The following is a 24,383-nucleotide window of genomic DNA, read 5'->3' as shown; positions in this document are numbered from 1 at the left end:
ATCCACGATCAATTCTTGTCCGGCAGCACCTTGTAGAGGCGGAAACCGCTCTTGCTTGGTTGTCCGAAAGGCTGGAGATAATCCGGCACCTGGCCGCGAGCGAGGTTGGCATAGAGCCCGTCCGGCTTGCGCCTGATCAGGGCATCCGTCTGCGGATCGGTCTTGCAGAAGGCGAGCGCCGTCACCCCGGCCCCTCTCAGGAAGGCCTTTGCCTCCCCCGGCTGGGCGAGACCGATGTAGAGTTCGGTCAGCATGCCTTTCTGGTTTCGATGATAGGGGGCCGTCAGCACCCTGTGGGGGGTCCAGCGCAGGATATCCGCCCCGCTGTTCGAGGGTGCGGCTATGACGCCCGCAGGCAATGTGGCCAACGCGGCCATATCCGCCGGATCCCCGCATTCACCGACCTCGCCATCGGAAATGCCCGCCTTGGTGAGCGTCCGCATGTCGGCCGCCTGTTTCCAGCCATGCACCGCAAGCGCGCCGCCCAGAGCCCAGACGAGCGGAACGGACATCAGCACCGCGCTGATATAGGCAAAGGCCACACTGGGGTTCTGAGGATCGGCCACGGAAGCCCGCCGCAGATCGGTGATCAGAAGCGACAATGGCAGGATGGCCAGCATATTGGAAAAGAAAGCGCCCCGCACCTGCAGCAGCGCGATGCCCCATGAGGCGCCGATCAGCGCCAGGAGCACAAGATGTAGTTCCGTCTCCTCGCGCCTCAGGCTGCGGACAAGGCAGACCACGATTGCAAAGAAGCCGACAGCATAGAATCCGCCGACCATTTCCGGCTCTGCCCGGGCCTCGGCCAAAAAGGAACGCGCCTCCGTCACGCCGTTCAGCCAAAGCTCGACCAGCAGCGGGTCGAGCGTGCTCAACGGATCGCCGAGGCATTGTGGCGCGATGACGCGGGCGGTCAGAAGAAGGAGGCCGCCGGTGACGCCGGCCAGAACGATGCGGACGGTGCGATCCGGTTGTCTCGGCAGGCTCGCGAGTAGAAACAGCGCGGCCCCTCCCAGCGCGGAAAGGCCGTAGAAGCCGAACGAAAAGTTGTCGCAGGTGACGACCGCATAGGCGCGCGGCGGGATCGTCAGGAAGAAGAGCACCGAGACTGACAGCGCCAGCGACAGGCCGAAGAAGCGGGCCGGTCGGGAAAATGCCTGGCCGTGCCAGACCCATTGAAGCGCGACGCAGACGCAGACGACGGCAATAAAGGGCGTCGTTTCGACGCCGATCGCCAGTGCCAGCGCACAGGCGATGGCGGCGACGATATAGCTCGATGCCCGCCTCTGCGGATCGACCAGCACGGCAGCGATCCACATGACGAGCATGAGCTGGACGTTGTGATGGTCGATCGAGCCGGGCTTGAACCGGACACAGCCGAGAACGAAGAGCGCGCCGAGGCCGAGTGCGATATGCATGGCCGCAACGCCGGCCAGCCGGCGGGCAGCCAGGCCGAGGGGCAGGAGCAGAAGCGGCACCAAAAGAAGAGGCCAGACTGTTACGACGACGGCTTCGGCCTCGTCCTGGGTCAGAAAGGACGAAAACAGCCGGATCAGCAGCGCAAGCGGCAGATCGATCAACCGCGACCAGTGCATCAGCGTGCCGCCCTCGAGACCGAGCCTGTACTGCGTCAGATCGAACCAGTTCTGGCCGGCGAGCAAATCCCGGATCTCGACGAGCCGCATGACGTCGTCGTTGTCGGATCCGAGGTAGTCGGTGGCGTCCGGTAGGGAAAACGCGAGCGCCGCTACGGCGACAATGACCGCATAAAGAGCCACTGCCGGCAGAAGCCGCGACAAAAGCGGCACTGCGGCCCCGCCCGCCGTCCTCGAAAAGGATGTGTCTGCTGCATTTTCCGTCATCGCCGTCCGGACTTTTCGCCTGTTTCGAGGGTCGAGGAAACCTAGCCTTAACCTTCCCAAGAAATAGTAAAGCCGCGGCACGGGAGACTTCCCGCGTTCGGTTTTCCATGTATCGAGTGAACAACATGACCGACGCCCTGACCGGCCATTTCGACATCGCGATCCTGCTGCCCTGCTATAACGAAGCGACGACCATCGCCGGCGTGGTGCGCGGGTTCCGCGAGGCGCTGCCAGGGGCGCGGGTCTATGTCTACGACAACAACTCCACGGACGGCACCGCACTTCAGGCCATGCTCGCGGGCGCGCTGGTGATGCGCGAACGCCGGCAGGGCAAGGGCCATGTGGTGCGGCGCATGTTCGCCGACATCGATGCGGACGTCTACATCATGGCGGATGGCGACGGCACCTATGCGCCGCAGGATGCCGAGGAGCTGGTCCGCACGCTTCTGACCGAGCGCGCCGACATGGTGGTCGGCACCCGCCGCGGCGTGCATGCGGATGCCGGCCGACAGGGTCATGCGGCCGGAAACCGGCTGTTCAACTTCCTCTACCGGACGATGTTCGCCCCCGACTTCACCGACATCTTCTCCGGGTACCGTGCCTTCTCGCGCCGTTTCGTGAAGAGCTTCCCGGCCGTCTCCGGCGGGTTCGAGATCGAAACCGAGATGTCGGTGCATGCATCGCTGCTGAAGCTCCCGGTCTGCGAGATTGAACTCGATTATAGAAGGCGCCCGGAAGGTTCGCATTCCAAGCTCTCGACCTTCAAGGATGGCGCCAGAATCCTCTGGATGTTCGCCATGCTGATGAAGGAGACGCGGCCGTTCGCGTTTTTCGGCCTGATCAGCGGCGCCTTCATGGCGGCAAGCCTGGTCTTCATGGCGCCCGTCCTCGTCGCCTATTTCCAGACCGGCCTGGTGGAGCGTATGCCCACCTGGGTCTTTTCGCTGGTGCTGATGCTGGTGTCGCTCTTAATCTTCACCGCCGGGCTGATCCTCGATTCCGTGTCCCGCGCCCGCGCCGAACAGCTCCGCATCCACTATATGAGCCTGCCGGCCGGTATCCATGTCGCCGATCCTGCGCCGATCACCACCAAGCCCGAGCGCCGTGGGACAAAGGCGGCATGAACCGGGAAACCACCAATCGCATCCGCTTCGTCATCGAGGACCTGCTGCCGCCGATCCTGCGGGATTCGCCGCTTTTCCTCTGGCTCGCCAAGCGCGTCTGGGGCGACCATATCAGCCATCTCGCCCGTTTCCGGGAGCGGGCGCCATTCCTGACCGCGGAGGAATACGCGGACCTTTACCGCAATCATCCGCGCGTCCATGAAGGCACGGACAATTCGGCGGCCTGCATCCGGCGCATCAATTCCATGATCATCGGCACCAGCGTGTGCGACGTCGGCTGCGGCACCGGCGTGCTGCTCACTCATATCCGCGCCGCCCATCCCGAACTCAAGCGCCTTGTCGGCGTCGATTTCGTCGTCGAGGATGCCGCCGCCATCGAAGGTGTCGAATATGTCGCCGCCAAGATCGAAGACCTGCCCTTTGCCGACGGCGAATTCGACACGGTGGTCTGCACCCACGTGATCGAGCATGTTCTGGAATACAGACAAGCGATTGCGGAACTGCGGCGGATCGCAAAAAAGCGGCTGATTATCGTCGTGCCGCGCGAACGGGAATCCCGCTACACGTTCAATCCGCATTTCAACTTCTTCGCCTACACGCATTCCTTCCTGCGCGCCGCCCATCCGGTGCCGGAGGTCTATGATTGCGAAGATATCGGCCGCGACATCTTCTACAGCGAAGATCGGCCGGGCTGAGGACGTCTCATGTTCGTTTCGCTTTCCCCCATCACCTGGCTCGGGCTTCTCGGAACGCCGCTGCTGATCGCCTTGGGTCAGGTTCTGTTCAAGATGACCAGCTCCACCGCCGGCGATCTTTCGCTGCGCGGGCTTCTGGCGCTCGCGGCCAATCCGGTGCTGATCGCAGCACTGGCGCTTTACGGTTTCGGCACGATCATCTGGATCTATGTGCTCAAGTCCGTGCCGCTGACGCTCGCCTATTCGTTCATGGGGCTGACCTTCTGCTTCGTGCCGCTGCTGGCGCAGTTTTTCTTCGGTGAACCGCTGACGTTGCGATATGCGCTTGGGACCGTGCTGATCTTCGCCGGTCTGCTGGCCATCAACGGCTGATCGCGCGATGGCCCTCCGCACCCGGTTTGCCATTCTTCTTGCGCTGCTGGTGTTCGTCGATGCGCTGCTCCTGCAGATCCAGACCACGCAAACCGAGGCAGGCACCCTTCTCGACCGGCTGATATCGCTTGGCGTTGGCCTCGTTAGCGCATCGATCCTGCACAGGCTTCTGCCCGCCGCTGCAAACCAGCGGCATCAGCCCGGTCTCTGGCCGCTCGTCACGATCGGCCTTGTTCTCAACTATGGAATTTTTGCAGCGCTCGCGTCGCGCGCGCCGCATGTGCAGCCGCTCGTGCATCTCAGCTTTTCCTGGGCCTGCACACTGCTGTTCGGCGGCTTCGGGCTATACCGCATCCGCCGCTGGCGGGACTAGACCGCCTCCCAGCCGTCATGGCCGCCGGCGCGATAGATGGCGTCGATGAACCTCTGGTTTTTCAGCGAATTCTCGAGCGTCACGATTTCAACCGGCTCGCCTTGGGCCGCCCTCGCAAAGGCTTCCGCCTGGCGCTTGTACTGGCGGCTGTCGGGGAAACGGAAGATCTGCGACACGGCGTGGTTCTGGTTGGTGAGTTCGATTTCCTCCGCACCCCAGCGGCCGGCATTGAAGGGCGACTTGACCTCGATATAGCCCTCGGTGCCGTGGAAGACCATCAGCTGGCGGGCGGCCATCTGGGTGGCGATGTAGAAGGTCATTTCGAACGAATCGAAATCCGCCTTGACGCTGGAATAGATATCCGTGCCGAAACCGGGATCGCGCTCCACCCGCGCCTGCACCCGCTGCGGCTCCTCACCCGTCACGAAACGTGTCGTAATCGTCGGATAGACTCCGATATCCGGCAACGCACCACCGCCGAGTTCCGGGATGTTGCGCATGTTGGACGGGTCGCGGTTGAAATAGCTGAACGAGCCCTGCACGTGCTTGAGCTCGCCGATCGCCTTCTGGCTCAGCAGCTCGCGCACCTTCAGCCAGACCGGTGCGTAAGTGACCATGAAAGCTTCGCAGATCAGCTTGCCGGTGCGGTCGCGCACCTTGATCAGCTCTTCGATCTCGCTCGCCTTGATCGCGATCGGCTTTTCGGAAAGCACATGCTTGCCGGCTTCCGCCGCCTTGATCGACCATTCGACATGCTGGCTGGACGGCAGCGGAATATAGACGGCGTCGATGACGTCGGAGGCCAGCATCTCGTCGTAGGAACCGAAGGCATGTGGAGCGCCGAAACGGTCGGCGAGCGCCCGCGCCTTTGCGAGATCGCGGCTGGCGAAGGCGGTGACGACGCAGTTTTCCGCATCCTGGATCGCCGGCACCACCTGTTCATGACCGATTCTGGCAGTCGACAGGATTCCGAAACGCAGCATGTGAGCCTCCCTATGGCGTTGTTGCCGCACCTTATTGACCCGTCGGCAGCCACGCAACGGCACGCCGGATGCGGCGCTTGAAAAAGTGATCGTCCGCCCAAAATAGGGACTGGTTGGCGGCGGAACATCGGCTAATCTCAGGCTCCTTTCTCGAGCCCGTCCACTCATTTAAAAAATTTTGGAGGAATATCATGGAGCTGCGCGCACTCGGCCGAACCGGCCTTTCCATTTCCCCTGTCGTACTCGGCGGCAACGTGTTCGGCTGGACCGCCGACGAGAGGACGTCGTTCGACATCCTCGACCGGTTCTTCGATGCCGGCTTCAACACGATCGACACGGCCGACAGCTACAATCGCTGGGTGCCCGGCCATGTCGGCGGCGAGTCCGAGGCGATCATCGGCAGATGGCTGAAGAGCGGCGGCATTTCCCGTGACAAGGCGATTATCGTCACCAAGGTCGGGTCCGACATGGGCCAGGGCAAGAAGGACTTGTCGCCCAAGTGGATCCTCGAAGAGGTCGAAAATTCGCTGCGACGCCTGCAGACCGACTATATCGACCTCTATCTCGCCCACTGGCCGGACGAGACGGTCCCCTACGAAGAGACGCTCGGCGCCTTCGCCAAGCTGAAGGAACAGGGCAAGATCCGTGCGATCGGCTGCTCCAACCTCGACGCCCGGATGCTGCAGGATTCCTTCGACGCCGCCAGGAAAGCCGGCCTGCCGCGTTACGACGTGCTGCAGCCGCAATACAACCTCTATGACCGCGACACGTTCGAAGGCCCGCTTGCGGATCTTTGCGTGAAGGAAGAAATCGGCGTCATCAACTATTACGGCCTCGCCTCCGGCTTCCTCACCGGCAAGTATCGCGACAAGGCCGATACCGAAGGCAAGGCACGCGGCGGACGGGCACTGGGTTATCTCAACGACAAGGGCCTGCGCATCCTCGCAGCCCTCGACGAGGTCTCGGTCGAGACCAATGCCGAGCCCGCCTCGATCGCGCTCGCGTGGCTGATCCAGACCCGCGGCGTCACCGCGCCGATCGCCAGCGCCACCAGCACCGGCCAGCTCGACGCGATCATCGCCGCCGGCAACCTGACGCTTTCCGCCGACCAGATGAAGCTGCTCAACGAAGCCGGCGCCTGATCAATCCAGCGGGCGCCACGAGACGCCCGCCAGTTTTTCTGCGATCACAAAGGAGGCTCTCATGAAAATGAGGAAGCTCGGAAAAGAACTGACCGTTTCCGCCGTCGGCCTTGGCTGCATGGGCATGAGCCACGGTTACGGCGGCCAGGACGAACAGGAGGCGATCAGGACGCTGCACCGCGCCGTCGATCTCGGCGTCAATTTCTTCGACACGGCTGAAGTCTACGGTCCTTTCAAGAACGAGGAACTGCTCGGCAAGGGCCTGAAGCCCTTCCGTGACAAGGTCGTCATCGCCACCAAGTTCGGCTTCAGGATCGATCCGAATGCATCCGATGCCCGGGCCATGTCCGGTCTCGACAGCCGGCCGGAACATGTGCGCGACGTAGCCGAGGCCTCGCTGAAACGCCTCGGCGTCGAAGTGATCGATCTCTTCTACCAGCACCGTGTCGATCCGAACGTGCCGATCGAAGATACGGTGGGCGCGATGGCCGAACTGGTGAAGCAAGGCAAGGTGCGTGCGCTCGGGCTTTCCGAAGCGGGTGCGGCCGTCATTCGCCGTGCCCATGCGGTTCATCCGATCACCGCCCTGCAGAGCGAATATTCGCTCTGGACCCGCGAGCCGGAAGGCGAGATCCTCGACACCTGCCGCGAACTCGATATCGGTTTCGTGCCATTCAGCCCGCTCGGCCGCGGTTTCCTCACGGGCAAGATCCAGAAGCCGGAGGATTTTGGTCCGGACGATTTCCGCAACACGCTGCCGCGCTTCAGCGCCGAGAACATGGCCGCCAATGCTGCCTTGGTGAAGATGCTGGAGGACATGGCAGCCCAGAAGGGCGTCACCGCCGCGCAGCTGGCGCTGGCCTGGGTTCTCGCCCAGGGCGATTTCATCGTGCCGATCCCGGGCGCCAGAAAAATCCCGCATCTGGAACAGAATGTCGCCGCCACCGAGATTTCGCTGTCGGCGGATGAGCTGAAGACGCTCGGCGACCTGCTGGCCCCGGAGAAATTCTCCGGCACCCGCTATGCGGCACAGGCCATGGCCTGGACCAATCGCTAAGTTTGCCCTTGCTAACGCAACCTTGGATTTCCATCTTCCCGTGTTAGCATGATGGAGCTAACACGGGAGGAGATCGATGTCCGAGGAGCGGGCCGTTCAGGCGGTGATCCATCTCTATGTGGACGGAATGACATTTGCCCATGAAGCGGCGCTTCGAAAAGCGTTTCATCCGAAGGCGTGCATCATCGGCAATTACGATGGCGCGGTCGAGTGGCTGTCGCTCGACGAGTTCATCGGGGCGGTCACCTCGGAAGGCGCGGCCCCCGCCGGCACGCAGCCGCTGATCCAGATCGAAACGCTCGACGTCACCGGCGACGCCGCGACCGTCAAGGTGGTGGACCAGTTCGCCGGCATGCGGTTTTCGGATTATCTTTCGCTTCTGAAGATCGACGGCCGCTGGATGATCGTCAACAAGCTCTATTACCTGCATTCCTGAACCGTTAGTCATTGCTTACTGTTCTGGTGCCGGAAACCCGATGTAGTGTTCGGAATGATCGCCTTCGTTGTTGGCCATTCCGATCTTGGTCAGCACGCCGCGCGGCTCGGCAAAACTGCGGATTCGGCGGGCGGGCTTTTCATGCCACTGGATGTTCATGGCCCAGAGCTTCGGGAAAACCATGATGGAGCTGTAGGGCAGATGGTCGTGGATCCACCAGGCCATCTTCTGCCAATCGCCCTCGTCCTGATAGTTGTCGATCAGCCATGGGAAGACGACGCAGGCGGTGGCGCCCATGAAACCCTTGGCATCGCGCCGATCCCATATATGGTCGGCCGCCGTGTTGGCATTGGAGGAGCAGTTGAGGTTGTTGCGGTTGCCGAATTCGTTGACCTTGGCGCAGCGATAACCGGAGCGCAGATGCAGCCGCCCGAAGGTCGCCTGTAAGGGTTCCAGCAGTTCCTCGCAAAGACGCCGGCCGGCTTCGATCGCCAGGTCCGGGTCTTCCGGCATGTTCGGGATGGCGTAGAAATTGGCGATCTCCGAGAACAGGAAATCGCGGAAGAAGAAGTTCTTCGACAGCCGCACCCGGCCGAGTTCCTCGAGGCCCTTCATCGATCCCGGTGTGCGCATCGTTCCTCCAACAAAAAGCCTGCCCCACATCATCCGTGAGGCAGGCTATCTTTCGGAGATGATTCAGGCCACCCGTTTCAGGCGCGCAAAGTGCCGCCTGTGGTCTTTTCGACATTGGCGACGATCTTGCCGGTCAGTGCGTCGAAATCCTCGTCGGTCAGCGTGCGCTCGACCGGCTGGATCAGCACTTCGATCGCCACCGACTTGCGGCCCTCGCCGAGCGATGCGCCTTCGAACACGTCGAAGACGTTGACGCCGGTGATCAGCTTGCGGTCAGCGGTCACCGCCGCCTTGACGATCGCGCCGGCTTCCACATCGCTCGAAACCACGAAAGCGAAGTCGCGCTTGACCACCTGGAAGGGTGAAAGCTCCAGCGGCGGCTTGGTGCGGGTCGCCTTCTTCTTCGGCTCGGGCATGGCATCGAGGAAGACCTCGAAACCACAAAGCGCGCCGGAGACGTCCAGGGCGCCCAGCGTCTTCGGGTGGAACTCACCGAAATAACCGAGCACGACTTTCGGACCCATCTTGATCGTGCCGGAACGGCCGGGATGATACCATTCCGGTGCGCCCTTCTCGATCTGCACATTGCCCATCGGCAGGCCGCAGGCTTCGAGCACCGCCAGCGCATCGGCCTTGGCATCGAAGACATCGACCGGCTTGCCGCCGCCCTTGGCATTGTTCGACCAGAGACGGCCGGTGCCGTTGATCGAGGCCGTGCCGCGGCGGATGCCGCCGGCAACGCGGCGCTGGCCTTCCGGCCTGTCGTTTTCGTAGGTGCCGGAGACTTCGAAGATCGCCACGTCGCCAAAGCCCTTGTCGGCATTGCGTTGCGCTGCGGAGAGCAGGCCCGGCAGAAGCGACGGCCGCATGTCGGACATGTCTGATGCGATCGGGTTGGCGAGCTTCAGTGCATGGGCGCCGCCGCCGAAGAGCTTTGCCTGGTCTTCCGGAATGAACGACCAGGTGACCGCTTCCAGCATGCCGCGCGAGGCGAGCGCCCGCTTGGCGGTGCGGGTGCGGATCTGCAGGGTCGTCAGGATCTTGCCATTGACGCTCGACAGTTTCTCGATCGGCTCAGGCTTGATCTGGTCGACCCCATGGATGCGCATGACCTCTTCGACGAGATCGGCCTTGCCGTCGACATCCGGCCGCCAGGACGGAACGGTCACAGAGACGCGGTCGCCGGAACCTTCAACGACGAAGCCGAGGCGCGTCAGGATATGGCGGCTTTCCTCTGTCGAGACTTCGAGGCCGGTCAGGCGCTTCACTTCCGAATAGGGGAAATCGACGACCTTCGGCTGATGGCCCTTGTAACCGACGACCTTCGCTTGCGCGGCCACGCCGCCGCAGAGTTCCAGCACCAGCTGGGTGGTGCGGTCAAGACCGGGCACCATGTATTCCGGATCGACGCCGCGCTCGAACCGGTAGCGCGCATCGGTGATGATGCCGAGCGAACGGCCGGACTTGGCGATGTTGATCGGGTCCCAGAGAGCCGATTCGATCAGAACATCGACGGTGTTTTCGTCGCAGCCGGAATGTTCGCCACCCATGATGCCGCCGATCGACTCGACGCCATTGTCGTCTGATATGACGACGTTGTTGGGGTTCAGCTTGTATTCGCGGGTATCGAGCGCCAGCACCGTCTCGCCGTCCAATGCGCGGCGCACCGTCAGGTCGCCCTTGACCTTGGCGGCGTCGAAGACGTGCATCGGCCGGCCGTGGTCGAAGGTCATGAAATTGGTGATATCGACCAGCGCGTTGATCGGGCGGAGGCCGATCGCCTTCAGCCGCTGCTGCAGCCAGAGCGGGCTCGGCCCGTTCCTGACGCCGCGCACGAGGCGCAGACCGAAACCGGGGCAGAGCCGCTCGTCGTCGAGCACGATCTTGAGGCCGACCGAGGTCTCGCCTTCGGTCCTGAAGTCCGGCTTTGCCTGCGGCTTCAGCGTGCCGAGACCTGAAGCCGCCAGATCGCGGGCGATGCCGTGGATCGAGGTGCAGTCCGGACGGTTCGGTGTCAGGTTGATCTCGATGACCGGGTCGTCGAGGCCGGCATAGGAAGCGAACGGGCTGCCGACCGGCGCATCCTCGGGCAGATCGATGATGCCGTCGTGATTGTCCGACATGTCGAGCTCTTTTTCCGAGCACATCATGCCATGGCTTTCGACGCCGCGGATATTGCCGACGGCCAGCGTCACGTCGATCCCCGGAACGTAAGTGCCGGGTTTCGCAAACGCGCCGACCAGACCGGCGCGCGCATTCGGCGCACCGCAGACGACCTGTACCGGCTTGCCGTCGCCGGCATCGACCATCAGCACCTTGAGGCGATCCGCGGACGGGTGCTTTTCGGCGGAGAGGACCCTGGCGATGACGAACGGCTTGTAGGCCGCCTTGTCGTCGACATCCTCGACTTCGAGACCGATCGCCGTCAGGCGTTCGCAGATTTCATTGAGGGTCGCATCCGTTTCCAGATGATCCTTCAGCCAGGAGAGTGTGAATTTCATGGTCGTTTCTCCCTTACGCGCTGAGGCCGCCGAACAGCGTCGGCATGTCGAGCGGGCGGAAACCGTAGTGGTTCATCCAGCGGACGTCGGCGTTGAAGAAGTCGCGCAGGTCCGGCATGCCGTATTTCAGCATGGCGATGCGGTCGAGACCCATGCCCCAGGCAAAACCCTGGAACTCGTCCGGATCGAGCCCGCCGGAGCGCAGCACGTTCGGGTGCACCATGCCGCAGCCCAAAATTTCCATCCAGTCGGTGCCTTCGCCGAACTTGACGATCGGGCCGGAGCGGTCGCACTGGATGTCCACTTCGAAGCTCGGTTCGGTGAACGGGAAGAAGGACGGGCGGAAGCGCATGGTGACGCTGTCGACCTCGAAGAAGGCCTTGCAGAACTCTTCGAGGATCCAGCGCATGTTGCCGACATGCGACTTGCGATCGACGACCAAGCCCTCGACCTGGTGGAACATCGGCGAATGGGTTGCGTCGCTGTCCTGACGATAGGTCTTGCCCGGGATGATGATGCGGATCGGCGGCTTCTGCGCCTCCATGGTGCGCACCTGCACCGGCGAGGTGTGGGTGCGCAGAACCTTGCGCTCGCCGTTCTCGTCGGGCTGGAAGAAGAAGGTATCGTGCATCTCGCGGGCCGGGTGGCCTTCGGGGAAGTTGAGCGCCGTGAAATTGTAGTAGTCGGTCTCGACGTCCGGGCCTTCGGCGATGGAGAAACCCATGTCGCCGAAGATGGCGGTGATTTCGTCGACGATCTGGCTGATCGGATGGATGCGGCCGCGCTCGGCAGGCGAGGAGCGCACCGGCAGCGAGACGTCGACCGTCTCTGCCTTGAGGCGCGCCTCGATCGCCGCATCCTTCAGCACCGTCTTGCGCTCGGTGATGGCGTCGGTGATCTCGTTCTTCAGTGCGTTGATCGCAGCACCGCGGGTCTGGCGCTCTTCCGCCGACATCGAGCCCAGCGTCTTCAGGAGCTCGGAGACGGAGCCCTTCTTGCCAAGCGCGCCGACGCGCACGGCCTCGATCGCCGCCTCGTCACCGGCGCCGGCGATTTCCGCCAGAAGCGAAGTTTTCAGGTTTTCCAGATCGGACATGATTTTTTCCGTTTGATGCTCGGCGAGGTGTATAGCGAGGACGTGACGGGCAAAAGAAAAACCCGCGCCAGCCGTAACCAGCGCGGGTTTCCCAAAATCAATAGAGCTAATAAGCTTGGGAAGCGCTGGTTAACGAACCGCGCTTTCAAACTCGTTGGTGGTGCCGGCGTCCTTGAGATACTCAAGAGCCTTCTTCGAGGCGGCAACCAGAACACCGAATGCTTCCGGCTCATGGATTGCCATGTCGGAGAGAACCTTGCGGTCGACTTCGATGCCAGCCTTGTTCAGGCCGTCGATGAAGCGGCCGTAGGTGAGGCCGAATTCGCGGACGGCAGCGTTGATACGCTGGATCCACAGGGCGCGGAAATTGCGCTTCTTGACGCGACGGTCGCGGGTGGCGAACTGACGCGAACGATCGACGGCAGCCTTGGCGGCCCGGATCGTATTCTTGCGGCGGCCGTAGAAGCCCTTGGCTGCCTTCAAAGTCTTGGTGTGCTTGGCGCGGGAAGTGACGCCCCGTTTTACGCGTGCCATGTCATGATCTCCTTAACTGATCCAAAAGTGACGAGGGTCTCAGAGACCGTTCGGCAGGTAGTTCTTGATAACCTTCTTGCCATCGGGTTCGGCAAGGATCATCGTTCCGCGCGCATCGCGGATGAACTTGTTGGACCGCTTGATCATGCCGTGGCGCTTGCCAGCGGCGGCTGCAACGACTTTGCCGGTCGCGGTGATCTTGAACCGCTTCTTGGCAGCCGATTTCGTCTTCATCTTGGGCATTTTGCTACTCCAGTTTTGTATCGAAACCACAGACGATGCTGGTTTCAAGCATTTAGAACAGCCACGGCATGCCCTGCCGGACCGTTCGGAACGCGCGCTTATAACCGCAGTCGGTCAAAAGCGCAATGGGAAAGAAAAACGCGGCAAAAGCCCGGCCGAAATGCCGGCAAATCCGCTAAAGGTAAACGGTGGGCGCTTATTTCGGCGCCAGCACCATCATCATCTGGCGGCCCTCAAGCTTCGGCTCGGCTTCTACCTTGGCGATTTCCGTGGTGTCGTCCTTTACCTGAAGCAAAAGCTTCATGCCGAGTTCCTGGTGGGCCATTTCGCGGCCGCGGAACTTCAGCGTCACCTTGACCTTGTCGCCCTCTTCAAAGAAGCGGTTCATCGCCTTCATCTTCACGTCATAGTCATGCGTGTCGATGTTGGGACGCATCTTGATTTCTTTGATTTCGACGATCTTCTGCTTCTTGCGGGCTTCTGCCGCTTTCTTCTGGTTCGCGTATTTCAGCTTGCCCAGGTCGAGGATCTTGCACACCGGCGGTTCGGTGTTCGGCGAGATCTCGACGAGATCGAGGCCCGCATCCTCAGCCATCTTGAGGGCCTGCTCGGTCGGAACGATACCAAGGTTCACACCTTCGGCATCGATGAGCTGGACCTTGGGAATGCGGATTTCCCGGTTGGAGCGAGGCCCGTCCTTTACAGGGGCATCGGTTTTGAATGGTCTGCGGATGGTCGTATTCTCCTAGATTGTTTCGGACCGCAGCGACACATCGAGAGCGTCCGGCTTGCGGCCGACGGGAATGTCGTGATCGCTACGGCGAAGTCAATAGCACAGGCCTGCGAAAAAATCACCTGCTGTCGGATGCCTAAAAATCTGTTTTATAAGCGCGGCAAAACCCAGGGATTCCGCCATGACCGACACAGCCAGCCTCACTCGCAGAACGATCACCGTCGGCTCCGGAGCCGGGGCGCGGCAGATTGCCGTCATCCAACGGGCAGCGCTCAAGAAGAAGTCCGGACCAGCTTTCGTCTGGCTCGGCGGCTACCGGTCGGACATGGCGGGCACCAAGGCCGTCGAGCTCGACGCGCTTGCCGGCGAGCTCGGGCTTGCCTCGATCCGGTTCGACTATTCGGGCCACGGCATCTCCGGCGGCGCCTTCCGCGAGGGCACGATCTCGCGCTGGCTGGAGGAGGCAATCGCCGTTCTCGACGACATCAAGCCGAAACGGGTCATCCTTGTCGGCTCTTCGATGGGCGGCTGGATCGCACTGCGCCTCGTGCAGGAACTGAGGAAGCGAAAAAAGGCTGCGAAGATCGACGGCATCGTGCTGATTGCGCCGGCACCGGATTTCACGGCGGAACTCATCGAGCCCAATCTCACCGAGGTCGAGCGGCAGTCGCTTGCCGAGCGCGGCTATTTCGAGGAGCATTCCGAGTACAGTCCCGAACCCAACATCTATACGCGCGCCCTCATCGAGGACGGCCGTCTAAACCTGGTCATGACCGGGATTATAGAGACCGGCTGCTCGGTCCACATCCTGCAGGGCATGAAGGACCCGGACGTGCCCTACGCCCACGCGCTGAAGCTCATCGAATTTCTGCCGGCCGATGATGTCGTCCTGACGCTGATCCGGGACGGAGATCACCGGCTCTCGAGGCCCCAGGACATCGAAAAATTGCGAGCTGCGGTCTTGGCCCTAATATTTAATGATTAAATTTTGGGCTGAGACAAAAATGTTGCAGCCTTAACCATAATGCGAGCGATGACCCGTTAACAAAAGTCACCGATTGACTCTTTCTCCCGTCCGCCCTTAACGTTTCATTAGGATTTGAAGGGACGGGTCCATGAAGATAGCCTTGCAGGCGCGGCGGTTCGCCGTGATCCTAGTTAGCGTACTTGTACCAGTGAGTGCTGCAGTTCCGGCTCCAAGGCCAATGGCCGCAATGGTCACCGGCGCCGTCACTTCCCAGCCGATCGGCCATTACGAATTCTGCCAGAAATATGCGGCGGAATGTTCCATCAAGAGCCGTTCTGCCCCTTCCCCCAAGATCAGCGCAAAAGGCTGGACTGCCGTCCGTCAGATCAACCGGGCTGTCAACGCCCGCTACATCGCCAAGACGGACAAGGAAGTCTACGGCCGCGAAGAGGTCTGGAGCTATCCGACCAATTTCGCCGATTGCGAGGACTTTGCGCTCGAGAAGCGCAAGGAACTGGCGGCGCAGGGTTTTGCCCTTTCCGATCTCCTGATGACCGTCGTCCGCAAGCCTGACGGCGAAGGCCATGCGGTCCTGACATTGCGCACGTCCGACGGGGATTTCATTCTGGACAACCTCGATAACGAGGTGAAGCCCTGGTTTGCGACGCCCTACACCTTCCTGAAGCGTCAGGCCTCGTTCAACACGGGACGCTGGGTCACCATCGAAAACGGCCGCGACCTGCTGGTCGGCGCGTTGAAATAACATGCACCCTTGAGTACGACTCAACACTCGCCCGCATCTCTAAGGTTGCGGGCGAATGTTTTTGGTATCGCCTTGTCGGAAGACATTTCCCCGACGCACCCAACCTGCTAGGAGGGAATCTCTGAAACCGGAGCGGGTTGTGCGTGACGATGTGAAACCAGGTCTGCTACGCGCGCCCCGTGCAACGAGGCCCGCCCTCCCGATCCTGCTGACCGGCCTGTTCACCGTCGCCCTGCTGGCGGTCGCCGGCCTTATTGTCCTCGAAAACTACCAAACTGCCCTGAAGGAAGGCGAAGCTCGCGCACTCTCGTCTGCGCATGTGGTCGCGGCCCACCTGGAATGGATGATCGAAGCAAGCGACCAAGCCCTGCGGCGTATTGGGACCGAGGTGAGAGACAGGCCGATCGATGGCTCGCCCGGTCTTGCGGCCGACCTGTCGCGGGCTGTCGGCCAACTGCCGGCGGGTTTTCAATATTCGCTTCTGGATGACACCGGCGTAGTCCGCTTTTCCAGTGCCGGTGGCAATGCCTCTGGAAATGCATCCGACAATCACAGCGAGCGCGCATACTTCAGCAGCCTGAGGGATGGCCAGGAGCTGAGTTTCACCCGGCTGCTCGACAACGACCTTGCCGGCAAGCCATCCTTCACCGTCGCACGGCGGATCGAGCGAGACGGGATTTTCCGGGGCATCGCCAGCATTACCATCCCGAACGAGAGCCTGGACGGTTTCTGGGCCTCGATGGGGCTCGGGCCGAACTCGACGATTTTGATCATCAAGGATGACGGGTGGCTGATGGCCCGACGGCCGGCGACAACCCGCCCGATCGATCTCAGTACGACCGCGTGGTACCCGATGACGCGTCAAATGCCCTCCGGCTTCTACCATAGTCCGGTCTCGCCGATCGACGGCCATGCCCGCATCGTCGCCTTCTGGAAGGTCTCCGGCTGGCCGCTCATCGCCCTTGCGGCGATCGCACGGCAGGAAGTTCTCGACCAGTTCTGGCGCAATCTCTTTTCGGACACGCTGGTCATGCTGCCGCTGATGGCGCTGCTGGTCCTCGGCGCCTTCTGGATCAACCGCCTTCTCTATCGCACCGCGGTCCGCAACGAAGAACTGGAGCAGGCGGTGGAGCGCAACCGCTTCCTGCTGCGGGAAATTCATCACCGGGTGAAGAACAATCTCCAGGCGGTGCTGGCGCTCGTGCGGCTGCAGGCACTGCCTGTCGAAGCGCGCGACGACATGGCGAGGCGCATCGCCGCAATGATCGCCGTGCATGAGCAGATCTACCAGAACGACCAGTTCGAACAGGTCGAGGTGGCGCCCTATGCGACCAAGCTGATCACCGACATCGCCTCGGGCTACGAGACGCCTGTCGTGCTCGACCTCAGGCTACAGGCGCTCACCGTCGATCGCGAACAGGCCCTGCCGCTTGGCATGATCATCAACGAGGTCGTTTCCAACTCGTTCAAATATGCCTTTGCCGGCCGCCAGAGCGGCAGGCTTTCCGTCGAACTTCGTGAAGATGGCGACAATCTGAACCTCGTCATCCGCGACGACGGGCCGGGCATCGAGGCCTTCGGCCGGGCCGGCGGCATGGGCAGCAAACTGATCGCCAATTTCGTCAAGCAACTCGGCGGGCAGTTCACCACTCGCAACGACGGTGGCGCGGTGTTTTCGCTCGAGGTGCCGCGGGTCAAGGCGCCGCAAGCGGCGGCTTGAGCCGGGGCTCGTCAGCAGACCTGGGGCACCTCATCGGGAGACTCGAGCTCGCGTTTGAGCTCAGGGAGTTTGACGCACCGGATCCCGGCCCTTCGCTTTGGGCTCAGGGCGTTCGAAGCTGCAATCGATTCACCGGATCGATTGCTCGGGCTCCGCCCGACCGCTTCTCACCCATTCCCGATCAGAATGCCTGCGGCGAGCACCAGCGAACCGCCGAACACCACCTGGACGACCGCCCTGAGGAATGGTGTTTCCATATAGCGGTTCTGGATGAAGGCGATCGCCCAGAGTTCGAAGAAGACGATGATCGCGGCGACGATGGTCGCGGTCCAGAAATGTGGGATGAGGTAAGGCAGCGTGTGGCCGAGGCCGCCGAGCGCCGTCATGATGCCGGAGGCAAACCCGCGCTTGATCGGCGAGCCGCGGCCGGAAATCTTGCCGTCGTCGTGTGCCGCTTCGGTAAAGCCCATGGAAATGCCCGCGCCGACCGAGGCCGACAGGCCGATGAGGAACGTCGACCAGGTGTCGCCGGTCGCAAAGGCCGCCGCGAAGATCGGCGCCAATGTCGACACCGATCCGTCCATCAGGCCTGCGAGGCCCGGCTGCACATAGGTGAGAATGAATTGACGGCGGGCGGTTTCGTCTTCCTCGGTCTTCACGTCGTCGGTCACGTGCTTGTCGCCGAGCATGCGGGCGATATCCTCGTGCCCCTGCTCGGCAATCGCCAGATCGCCGAGCAATTGCCGCGTCGACGCGTCGGAGACCTGTTTTGCCGCCTCGGTATAAAACCGGAAGGCCTGTTGTTCCATGGCTTCCGCCTGTTCCCGGATAGTGTCGAGCGGCAGGTTGCGGGTCAGCCAGTCCGGCTTGCGTTCGTAGAAACCCCTTACATGCTCGCGGCGGATCAGCGGAATGCGCTCTCCGAAGCGCGAGCGGTACATCTCGATCAGCATGTTCTTGTGGGTCTGCTCGACCTCCGCCATGTCTTCGAACACTTTGGCGGATGACGGGAACTGATCCTTGAGATTATCCGCATAGGCGAGATAGATCCGCGCATCCTCCTCTTCCGACGCGATGGCGAGCGCCAGGATTTCCTTTTCGTCGAGGGAGGTGAAGGCGCGCTTGGAACTGGAAAGAAGACGGGCGAGCATGAAAGACCTCTGATTAGAACTATTCTAAACTAAAGCCTCACCTGAAAACTTCAAGGGATTTCTGCCTCGCCACGATCGAAAGGCGGCGGGAATGCGCGGCGCAATATCCGGAAAGCTTTGCTGCAGCGCAGCGTAATCTTTTGGATTTTTTGCTTGCTGTTCCCGAAATGAAAGGATTATGAGCGGCCTTGCGCGGGCAAAAATCCGGGCACCTCCCAAGTTTAGAAGGCATAATCCCATGAACCGCAGAAACTTCTTCCGGCAGGCCGCGACCGCCGGCGTGGGCGCCGCTGCCGCGACCGCGCTTGCAGCGCCCGCCATCGCCCAGGAATCCCCGAAGATCACCTGGCGGATGACCTCGTCGTTCACCAAGAACACCGACATCCTCTGGTCCGCCGCCACCGACATCGCCGAAAGCGTCAAGGAAGCCTCGGACGGCAACTTTACGATCCACACCTTCGCCGCCGGCGAAATCGTGCCGCCGCTGCAGGCGGCAGATGCTGTTTCCAACGGTACTGTCGAAATGGCCCATACCTGCGCCTACTACTATATCGGCAAGGATCCGACGTTTGCGCTCGGCACCGCCGTTCCGTTCGGTCTCAACGCTCGCCAGACCAATGCATGGTTCTCGGTCGGCGGCGGTAACGAACTGCTCAACGACTTCCTCGGCGGCTACAATCTCTTCGCGCTGCCGGCCGGCAATACCGGTGCCCAGATGGGCGGTTGGTACCGCAAGGAAATCAACACGATCGAAGACCTGAAGGGCCTGAAGATGCGCATTGCCGGCCTTGCAGGCCAGGTGATGCAGAAGCTCGGGGTCACGCCGCAGCAGATCGCCGGCGGCGACGTCTATGCGGCGCTCGAAAAGGGCACGATCGACGCCACGGAATTCGTCGGCCCCTATGACGACCAGAAGCTCGGTTTCGTGAAGGTCGCGAAGTACTATTATTATCCGGCATGGTGGGAAGGCGGCCCGGCCGTCCACGCCTTCATGAACAAGGACAAGTTCAACGCCCTGCCGAAGAGTTACCAGCGCATGATCAAGGATGCATGCGCCAATGCCAACCAGAACATGCTCTCCCGCTACGACACCAGCAATGCCAAGGCGCTGCGTCAGCTCGTTTCGGAAGGTGCTGTCCTGAAGCCGTTCAGCCCGGAAATCCTCGAAGCCAGCTACAAGGCTGCGCTCGAAGTCTATGCGGAACTCAACGCCAAGAACGCCGCCTTCAAGAAGATCTATGACAGCCAGCAGGCCTTCAAGAAGGAAGGCTATCTCTGGAACCAGATCGCCGAATATAGCTACGACACCTTCATGATGGTGCAGCAGCGCAAGGGCACGCTGTAAACAGCGTCCGAAATCGAACATCAAAAGCCCGGAGCATCGCTTCGGGCTTTTTTTGTTTGTCAGCCTTCGACCAGCTCGATATCACCAGCCATCCTGTCGCGCAGGCGCCCGACATCGCGGGCCGGCGAGGCGCCGAACTGGCGGGAGTATTCGCGGCTGAACTGGGTGACGCTTTCGTAGCCAACCGAAAAGGCAACCCGCGCCGTATCGCCCGCTTCCGCCAGCAGCCGGCGGCGGGCTTCATGCAGGCGGATGCTCTTCTGGTACTGGATCGGGCTCATGGCGGTCACTTCCTTGAAGTGGCGGTGAAAGACCGAGGCGCTCATGCCCGCGAGCCGTGCCAATTCATCGATCCTGAGCGGCGCATCGAAATGCGTGCGGATATGGCCGATCGCCCTGCGGATATGGCCAAGCCGGCTTTCCGGCCGCGCCAATTGGCGGATCGCAGCCCCCTGTGGCCCCTGCAACAGCCGGTAGAGGATTTCCCGTTCGATCAGCGGACCGAGCACGCGAACATCCTGCGGCCGTTCGATCAGCCGGGCAAAGCGCAGGAAGGCATCCGCCAGTTCCGGCGTCACGGGGCTCACCCCGAAACACGCACCGCTGCAAACAACGACATCATCCGGCATGTCGATGAGGATTTCGGCAATTGCCGCCATGTCGAGCGTCAGGCTGAGCGCAAGATACGGCTGTTCCGGGCTCGCATCGACAATCTGCCCGGAGGCCGGCACTTCGACGGACGAGACGAAATAGCTCGCATTATCGTAATGCATCGCCTGGTCGCCGATCACCACGCATTTCGATCCCTGTAGCACGAGGCAAAGCATCGGCTCGTAGACGCTCGGCAGCATGCTGGTCGGGTTCGTGCCCTTCATGATCACAAGACGCGGCACCGGCGTTTCGGTGCGGCGGCCGACAGCACGTCGCGAGACCAGATCGCGGATTTCATCCATGGGCTTCGTCATGCCCCTGAGATGCCAATTGGCTGGCGCGGGCGCAAGAGCCCCCATGCATGCGGGAGCCTCAGTCGGGAGGATTAGGCAAGAAATCGGCAGTTCTTGGCTCACGCCCGGTGGTGGCCCGCTGCCATCTGTGGCCAGCAACAACAGGAGTTTTGCACATGCCCAAACAGAAGACAGCACTCGTCACCGGCGCCAACAGGAGCATCGGTTTCGAGATCGCAAGACGGCTCGCCGCCGAGGGATATCGCGTCTGGCTCGGCAGCCGCGATGTCGGCCGCGGCGAAGAAGCCGCCCGCAAACTGCGCGACCAGGGGCTCGACGCGCATGTCCTGCAGCTCGATGTCACCAGCGACGAAAGCGTCGCCTCGGCGATTGCGGAACTCAACCGCCAGACCGACCATCTCGACGCGCTCGTCAACAATGCCGGCATCGCCGACAGCTTTACGCACCAGCCCTTCGATGAGCCGATCGAAGTGGTAAAAGCCGTCTATGAGGTGAATACGTTCGGCCCGATCCGCCTCACCCAGGCCGCGCTGCCCCTGCTCAAGGCATCCGACGCGGGACGTGTCGTCATGCTGAGCAGCGAACTCGGTTCGCTCCAGGCTCTGCTCGACCCGCAGAACCAGTTCTACGGCATCAATGCGCTCGGCTACAATTCATCCAAGACGGCGCTCAATGCCGTGACCGTATCGCTCGCCAAGGCGGCAGAACCCTTCGGCATCAAGATTAATGCCGCCGATCCGGGTTATACGAAGACCGACATGAACGGCCATTCGGGCTACCGCACCGTCGAACAGGCGGCGGAGGCGCCGGTGCGGCTTGCCATGCTCGGGCCGGACGGTCCGACGGCGGGCTATTTCTTCGACGACCAGACACTTCCCTGGTAAATGCCGCGACCCGGCCGGCTCGACGTTGGGCCGGCCACCAGTGCGAGTTTTTGGAATTTCCTTGCCGTCGCGGAAATGAAAGGATTATGAGCGAGACCGACAGGGCCGGGACAGGCCGCACACACTCGCTTCGAGGAGGATTTCATGGACCGCAGACGTTTCTTCAAGCAGGCCGCAACAGCCGGAGTTGGCGCAGCCGCTGCGACCGCCCTCGCCGCTCCGGCACTTGCCCAGGAATCCCCCAGGGTGAACTGGCGGCTGACCTCGTCCTTCCCGAAAAGCCTCGACATCATCTTCAACGCCGCCAACCAGATCGCCGACAGCGTCAGGAACGCGACGGACGGCAGGTTCACCATCCAGACCTTCGGCGCCGGCGAAATCGTGCCGCCGCTGCAGGCCGCCGATGCCGTTGCCAACGGTACCGTCGAGATGGCCCATACCTGTTCCTATTACTATATCGGCCAGGACCCGGCGTTCGCGCTCGGCACCGCCATCCCCTTCGGCCTCAATGCCCGCATGACCAATGCCTGGTTCACGGCTGGCGGCGGCAACGACCTGATCAACGAGTTCCTCGCCCCGCGCAACCTCTACGCCCTGCCCGCCGGCAATAGCGGCACCCAGATGGGCGGCTGGTTCCGCAAGGAAATCAACACGATCGAAGATCTGAAGGGCCTCAAGATGCGCATCGCCGGCCTAGCGGGCCAGGTGATGCAGAAGGTCGGCGTCACGCCGCAGCAGATCGCCGGCGGCGACGTCTATGCGGCGCTCGAAAAGGGCACGATCGACGCCACGGAATTCGTCGGTCCCTATGACGACCAGAAACTCGGCTTCGTGAAGGTCGCCAAGTACTATTATTACCCGGCATGGTGGGAAGGCGGCCCGGCCATGCATGCCTTCTTCAACCTCGAAAAGTTCAAGGCCCTGCCGAAGAGCTACCAGCAGATCCTCACCGACGCCTGCGCCGCGGCCAATATGAGCATGCTCGCCAATTACGATGCCCACAACGCCACGGCGCTGAAGAAGCTCGTCGCCGAAGGCGCGATCCTGAAGCCCTTCAGCCGCGAGATCATGGACGTCTGCTTCAAGGCAGCAATGGAGACCTACGCCGAACTCTCGGCCAGGAGCCCGGCTTTCAAGAAGATTTATGACAGCCAGCAGGCCTTCAAGAAGGACGCCTATCTCTGGGCCCAGATCGCCGAATATTCCTACGACACCTACATGATGACGCAGCAGCGCGCCGGCACGCTCTGATCGTCCCATCGCAATGACATAAACCAAGCCCGGAGCAATCCTCCGGGCTTGGTCTTTGAAAATGCGGCCGCCAATGTGTCAGCATTGGCTTGCTAGACGGCCAAAGCGGTTGCTAATTTCAATATTGTATCGTAAAATCATGTCGTTGATTGAGAAAAACGGCATCACCGTCGAGCTCCCGGAAAATTAAATCTCCGTGGCAGCATTGATTATCAACGGATAAAGCTTATATTGACGCTATCGAAAATTGCTTGCGACCTTTGTTCACGGGCCTGGTGCTCAGTCAGATTTCCTCTCAAATATCGATCAAAGCGGACGGAATACTGTCCGCAATCTCTAACGATTGAAAGGAAATCGTTATGAATACTGGCACCGTGAAGTGGTTCAACAGCACCAAGGGTTTCGGCTTCATTCAACCTGATGACGGCGCGACGGACGTTTTCGTTCACGTTTCGGCTGTCGAACGTGCCGGCATGTCTTCCCTGACGGAAGGTCAGAAGATCTCCTACGAGATCGTTCGCGACCGCAAGTCCGGCAAGAGCTCCGCCGACAACCTCCGGGCCGCATAAGGATGTCATTCGCCTCGGCTGACCACGGATGTACTGGCAGCGATGGCTTGAATGACGGGAAGAGGTCGGGGTAACGCCCGGCCTTTTTGTTTTGCCCCGGCTTTCGGCCGGTCCAAGGAGAACACGATGAGCGCAAATGTCTATTCCATAGGCGATAACATCGTCCTCAAGGCAGGCCTGACCCGGACCGCCACTGGCGACCGGACATGCCGCGTCGTGGGCCTTTTGCCGGCAGCCGACCGCGGTGAAAACCAATATCGGGTACGTTTCGGCAGCGAGAATTTCGAGCGCCGGATCGTCGAAAGTGATATCGACACTTCCGAGACCGCATTGTCCGCCAAGAAGGACGAGGCTTCCGCCGACGCTCCGAGCGGACCCTGGCTGAAGCCGTCGAGCATTCGCATTGGCAAGTGATTCAACACTTCGATCGAACGCGGGATCTGCCCGCAATGGAAAGGATTTAGTTTGCAGGTTCTAGTCAGAGACAACAACGTCGAGCAGGCACTCCGGGTGCTGAAGAAGAAGATGCAGCGCGAAGGCGTCTTCCGCGAGATGAAGGCGCGCAGCGCCTATGAGAAGCCCTCCGAAAAGCGGGTACGCGAAAAGGCTGAAGCCGTTCGCCGCTACCGCAAGCTGGCGCGCAAGAAGATGCAGCGCGAAGGCCTCCTGCCGGCGCCCAAGAAAGTGATCCGTCCGGCGCGCGGGTAACCTGTCGTCCGCACGGACATCCCATCAGGAAGGAGGATATTATGGCCGCCACCAAGGACGAATTCTTCAATCCCATCAAGCTTTCCGCGCGTGACAAAGCCGCTGCGACAGATCACACCGCGCGCTCGATCATTAGTGCGGAAGCGACCCAGCGGGAAAAGAAAACCGAGAAATTGAGGCAGCTTCGTCTCGAACGCGAAGCTGCGGAGCCTGCTCCGGCTCCGGCTCCGGCTCGAGCCAAGGGCCGCAAGGCACCGGCCGATCACTGAATTTCAA

At 61.4% G+C, this 24,383-nt stretch carries 27 protein-coding genes; 17 read left to right on the top strand and 10 right to left on the bottom strand.

What is annotated here, in order from left to right; genetic code table 11:
* Positions 1-8: 8 nt before the first annotated feature.
* Positions 9-1,862, bottom strand: a complete 1,854-nt coding sequence (locus J2857_RS12105) for a hypothetical protein (protein ID WP_210010429.1) — start codon at positions 1,860-1,862, stop codon at positions 9-11.
* A 125-nt stretch (positions 1,863-1,987) separates the two neighbouring features.
* Between J2857_RS12105 and J2857_RS12100 the strand changes: the two genes are divergently transcribed.
* From J2857_RS12100 to J2857_RS12085, 4 genes are read left to right on the top strand one after another with little or no spacing between them, the layout of a single operon-like run.
* Complete coding sequence (locus tag J2857_RS12100; protein ID WP_210010428.1) at positions 1,988-2,986, top strand: glycosyltransferase; 999 nt, start codon at positions 1,988-1,990, stop codon at positions 2,984-2,986.
* Positions 2,983-3,681, top strand: coding sequence for a class I SAM-dependent methyltransferase (locus J2857_RS12095; protein WP_210010427.1), 699 nt, complete (start codon positions 2,983-2,985; stop codon positions 3,679-3,681). The genes J2857_RS12100 and J2857_RS12095 overlap by 4 nt, the downstream gene beginning before the upstream one ends.
* Positions 3,682-3,690: 9 nt before the next feature.
* Positions 3,691-4,053: a transporter gene (locus tag J2857_RS12090; RefSeq protein WP_210010426.1), complete on the top strand. Its 363-nt coding sequence runs from the start codon at positions 3,691-3,693 to the stop codon at positions 4,051-4,053.
* A gap of 7 nt (positions 4,054-4,060) precedes the next feature.
* Positions 4,061-4,426 carry a hypothetical protein gene (locus J2857_RS12085; protein ID WP_210010425.1) on the top strand — a complete coding sequence of 122 codons (366 nt, stop codon included), beginning with the start codon at positions 4,061-4,063 and terminating at the stop codon, positions 4,424-4,426.
* On the opposite strand, the gene J2857_RS12080 is transcribed toward J2857_RS12085, so the two are convergent.
* The gene (locus tag J2857_RS12080) at positions 4,423-5,409 is read right to left on the bottom strand and encodes a Gfo/Idh/MocA family protein (RefSeq protein ID WP_210010424.1); all 987 of its coding nucleotides are present in this window, start codon (positions 5,407-5,409) and stop codon (positions 4,423-4,425) included. The genes J2857_RS12085 and J2857_RS12080 overlap by 4 nt on opposite strands.
* Before the next feature lie 191 nt (positions 5,410-5,600).
* Here J2857_RS12080 and J2857_RS12075 point away from each other — a divergent pair, with 191 nt between their 5' ends.
* The 3 genes from J2857_RS12075 to J2857_RS12065 all read left to right on the top strand — a co-directional run bounded on the left by J2857_RS12075 (position 5,601) and on the right by J2857_RS12065 (position 8,044).
* A complete protein-coding gene (locus J2857_RS12075) occupies positions 5,601-6,551 on the top strand; it encodes an aldo/keto reductase (RefSeq protein ID WP_210010423.1) in 951 nt (316 codons plus the stop codon).
* Positions 6,552-6,612: 61 nt separating this feature from the next.
* Complete coding sequence (locus J2857_RS12070; RefSeq protein ID WP_210010422.1) at positions 6,613-7,608, top strand: aldo/keto reductase; 996 nt, start codon at positions 6,613-6,615, stop codon at positions 7,606-7,608.
* Between the two features lie 76 nt (positions 7,609-7,684).
* Complete coding sequence (locus J2857_RS12065; RefSeq protein ID WP_210010421.1) at positions 7,685-8,044, top strand: nuclear transport factor 2 family protein; 360 nt, start codon at positions 7,685-7,687, stop codon at positions 8,042-8,044.
* A gap of 15 nt (positions 8,045-8,059) precedes the next feature.
* Here the strand turns inward: J2857_RS12065 and J2857_RS12060 are convergent, their stop codons facing one another.
* The 6 genes from J2857_RS12060 to infC all read right to left on the bottom strand — a co-directional run bounded on the left by J2857_RS12060 (position 8,060) and on the right by infC (position 13,784).
* Positions 8,060-8,677 carry a hypothetical protein gene (locus J2857_RS12060; protein WP_210010420.1) on the bottom strand — a complete coding sequence of 206 codons (618 nt, stop codon included), beginning with the start codon at positions 8,675-8,677 and terminating at the stop codon, positions 8,060-8,062.
* 77 nt (positions 8,678-8,754) lie between these two features.
* Positions 8,755-11,178 carry a phenylalanine--tRNA ligase subunit beta gene (gene pheT, locus J2857_RS12055; protein ID WP_210010419.1) on the bottom strand — a complete coding sequence of 808 codons (2,424 nt, stop codon included), beginning with the start codon at positions 11,176-11,178 and terminating at the stop codon, positions 8,755-8,757.
* Between the two features lie 13 nt (positions 11,179-11,191).
* Positions 11,192-12,274 carry a phenylalanine--tRNA ligase subunit alpha gene (gene pheS, locus J2857_RS12050; protein ID WP_210010418.1) on the bottom strand — a complete coding sequence of 361 codons (1,083 nt, stop codon included), beginning with the start codon at positions 12,272-12,274 and terminating at the stop codon, positions 11,192-11,194.
* Positions 12,275-12,403: 129 nt separating this feature from the next.
* Positions 12,404-12,808 carry a 50S ribosomal protein L20 gene (gene rplT / locus J2857_RS12045; protein WP_210010417.1) on the bottom strand — a complete coding sequence of 135 codons (405 nt, stop codon included), beginning with the start codon at positions 12,806-12,808 and terminating at the stop codon, positions 12,404-12,406.
* A gap of 39 nt (positions 12,809-12,847) precedes the next feature.
* A complete protein-coding gene (gene rpmI / locus J2857_RS12040) occupies positions 12,848-13,051 on the bottom strand; it encodes a 50S ribosomal protein L35 (protein ID WP_007751830.1) in 204 nt (67 codons plus the stop codon).
* A 196-nt stretch (positions 13,052-13,247) separates the two neighbouring features.
* Positions 13,248-13,784 carry a translation initiation factor IF-3 gene (gene infC / locus J2857_RS12035; RefSeq protein WP_210011655.1) on the bottom strand — a complete coding sequence of 179 codons (537 nt, stop codon included), beginning with the start codon at positions 13,782-13,784 and terminating at the stop codon, positions 13,248-13,250.
* 181 nt (positions 13,785-13,965) lie between these two features.
* Between infC and J2857_RS12030 the strand changes: the two genes are divergently transcribed.
* The 3 genes from J2857_RS12030 (at position 13,966) to J2857_RS31395 (ending at position 17,234) form a co-directional block, all read left to right on the top strand.
* Positions 13,966-14,769: an alpha/beta hydrolase gene (locus J2857_RS12030; protein WP_210010416.1), complete on the top strand. Its 804-nt coding sequence runs from the start codon at positions 13,966-13,968 to the stop codon at positions 14,767-14,769.
* Positions 14,770-14,899: 130 nt separating this feature from the next.
* Positions 14,900-15,514: a transglutaminase-like cysteine peptidase gene (locus J2857_RS12025; protein WP_210010415.1), complete on the top strand. Its 615-nt coding sequence runs from the start codon at positions 14,900-14,902 to the stop codon at positions 15,512-15,514.
* A gap of 139 nt (positions 15,515-15,653) precedes the next feature.
* Positions 15,654-17,234, top strand: coding sequence for a sensor histidine kinase (locus tag J2857_RS31395; protein ID WP_210010414.1), 1,581 nt, complete (start codon positions 15,654-15,656; stop codon positions 17,232-17,234).
* 167 nt (positions 17,235-17,401) lie between these two features.
* Here J2857_RS31395 and mbfA read toward each other — a convergent pair whose 3' ends face one another.
* Positions 17,402-18,385: an iron exporter MbfA gene (gene mbfA / locus J2857_RS12015; protein ID WP_210010413.1), complete on the bottom strand. Its 984-nt coding sequence runs from the start codon at positions 18,383-18,385 to the stop codon at positions 17,402-17,404.
* Positions 18,386-18,623: 238 nt separating this feature from the next.
* Between mbfA and J2857_RS12010 the strand changes: the two genes are divergently transcribed.
* Positions 18,624-19,730 carry a TRAP transporter substrate-binding protein gene (locus tag J2857_RS12010; protein ID WP_105428743.1) on the top strand — a complete coding sequence of 369 codons (1,107 nt, stop codon included), beginning with the start codon at positions 18,624-18,626 and terminating at the stop codon, positions 19,728-19,730.
* A gap of 59 nt (positions 19,731-19,789) precedes the next feature.
* Here the strand turns inward: J2857_RS12010 and J2857_RS12005 are convergent, their stop codons facing one another.
* Positions 19,790-20,683: an AraC family transcriptional regulator gene (locus tag J2857_RS12005; protein ID WP_245363306.1), complete on the bottom strand. Its 894-nt coding sequence runs from the start codon at positions 20,681-20,683 to the stop codon at positions 19,790-19,792.
* A 167-nt stretch (positions 20,684-20,850) separates the two neighbouring features.
* On the opposite strand from J2857_RS12005, the gene J2857_RS12000 reads away from it, so the two are divergent.
* The 6 genes from J2857_RS12000 to J2857_RS11975 all read left to right on the top strand — a co-directional run bounded on the left by J2857_RS12000 (position 20,851) and on the right by J2857_RS11975 (position 24,376).
* Entirely contained in the window at positions 20,851-21,579 is a 729-nt protein-coding gene (locus tag J2857_RS12000; RefSeq protein WP_210010411.1) for an SDR family oxidoreductase, read from the top strand.
* A 144-nt stretch (positions 21,580-21,723) separates the two neighbouring features.
* Positions 21,724-22,830 carry a TRAP transporter substrate-binding protein gene (locus J2857_RS11995; protein WP_210010410.1) on the top strand — a complete coding sequence of 369 codons (1,107 nt, stop codon included), beginning with the start codon at positions 21,724-21,726 and terminating at the stop codon, positions 22,828-22,830.
* A 359-nt stretch (positions 22,831-23,189) separates the two neighbouring features.
* Positions 23,190-23,399 (top strand): cold-shock protein, encoded by a 210-nt coding sequence (locus J2857_RS11990; RefSeq protein WP_007770461.1) that lies wholly within the window; start codon positions 23,190-23,192, stop codon positions 23,397-23,399.
* 126 nt (positions 23,400-23,525) lie between these two features.
* Positions 23,526-23,813, top strand: coding sequence for a cold-shock protein (locus J2857_RS11985; RefSeq protein ID WP_210010409.1), 288 nt, complete (start codon positions 23,526-23,528; stop codon positions 23,811-23,813).
* A 51-nt stretch (positions 23,814-23,864) separates the two neighbouring features.
* Positions 23,865-24,107 carry a 30S ribosomal protein S21 gene (gene rpsU / locus J2857_RS11980; RefSeq protein WP_037079713.1) on the top strand — a complete coding sequence of 81 codons (243 nt, stop codon included), beginning with the start codon at positions 23,865-23,867 and terminating at the stop codon, positions 24,105-24,107.
* 41 nt (positions 24,108-24,148) lie between these two features.
* Positions 24,149-24,376 carry a hypothetical protein gene (locus J2857_RS11975; RefSeq protein WP_210010408.1) on the top strand — a complete coding sequence of 76 codons (228 nt, stop codon included), beginning with the start codon at positions 24,149-24,151 and terminating at the stop codon, positions 24,374-24,376.
* The last annotated feature ends 7 nt before the right edge of the window (positions 24,377-24,383 follow it).

It is taken from the genome of Neorhizobium galegae, assembly GCF_017877055.1.
GTDB classification, from domain to species: domain Bacteria; phylum Pseudomonadota; class Alphaproteobacteria; order Rhizobiales; family Rhizobiaceae; genus Neorhizobium; species Neorhizobium galegae_D.
Note: the sequence above shows the minus strand (reverse complement) of the source record. Positions and strands in the feature narration are given on the sequence as shown.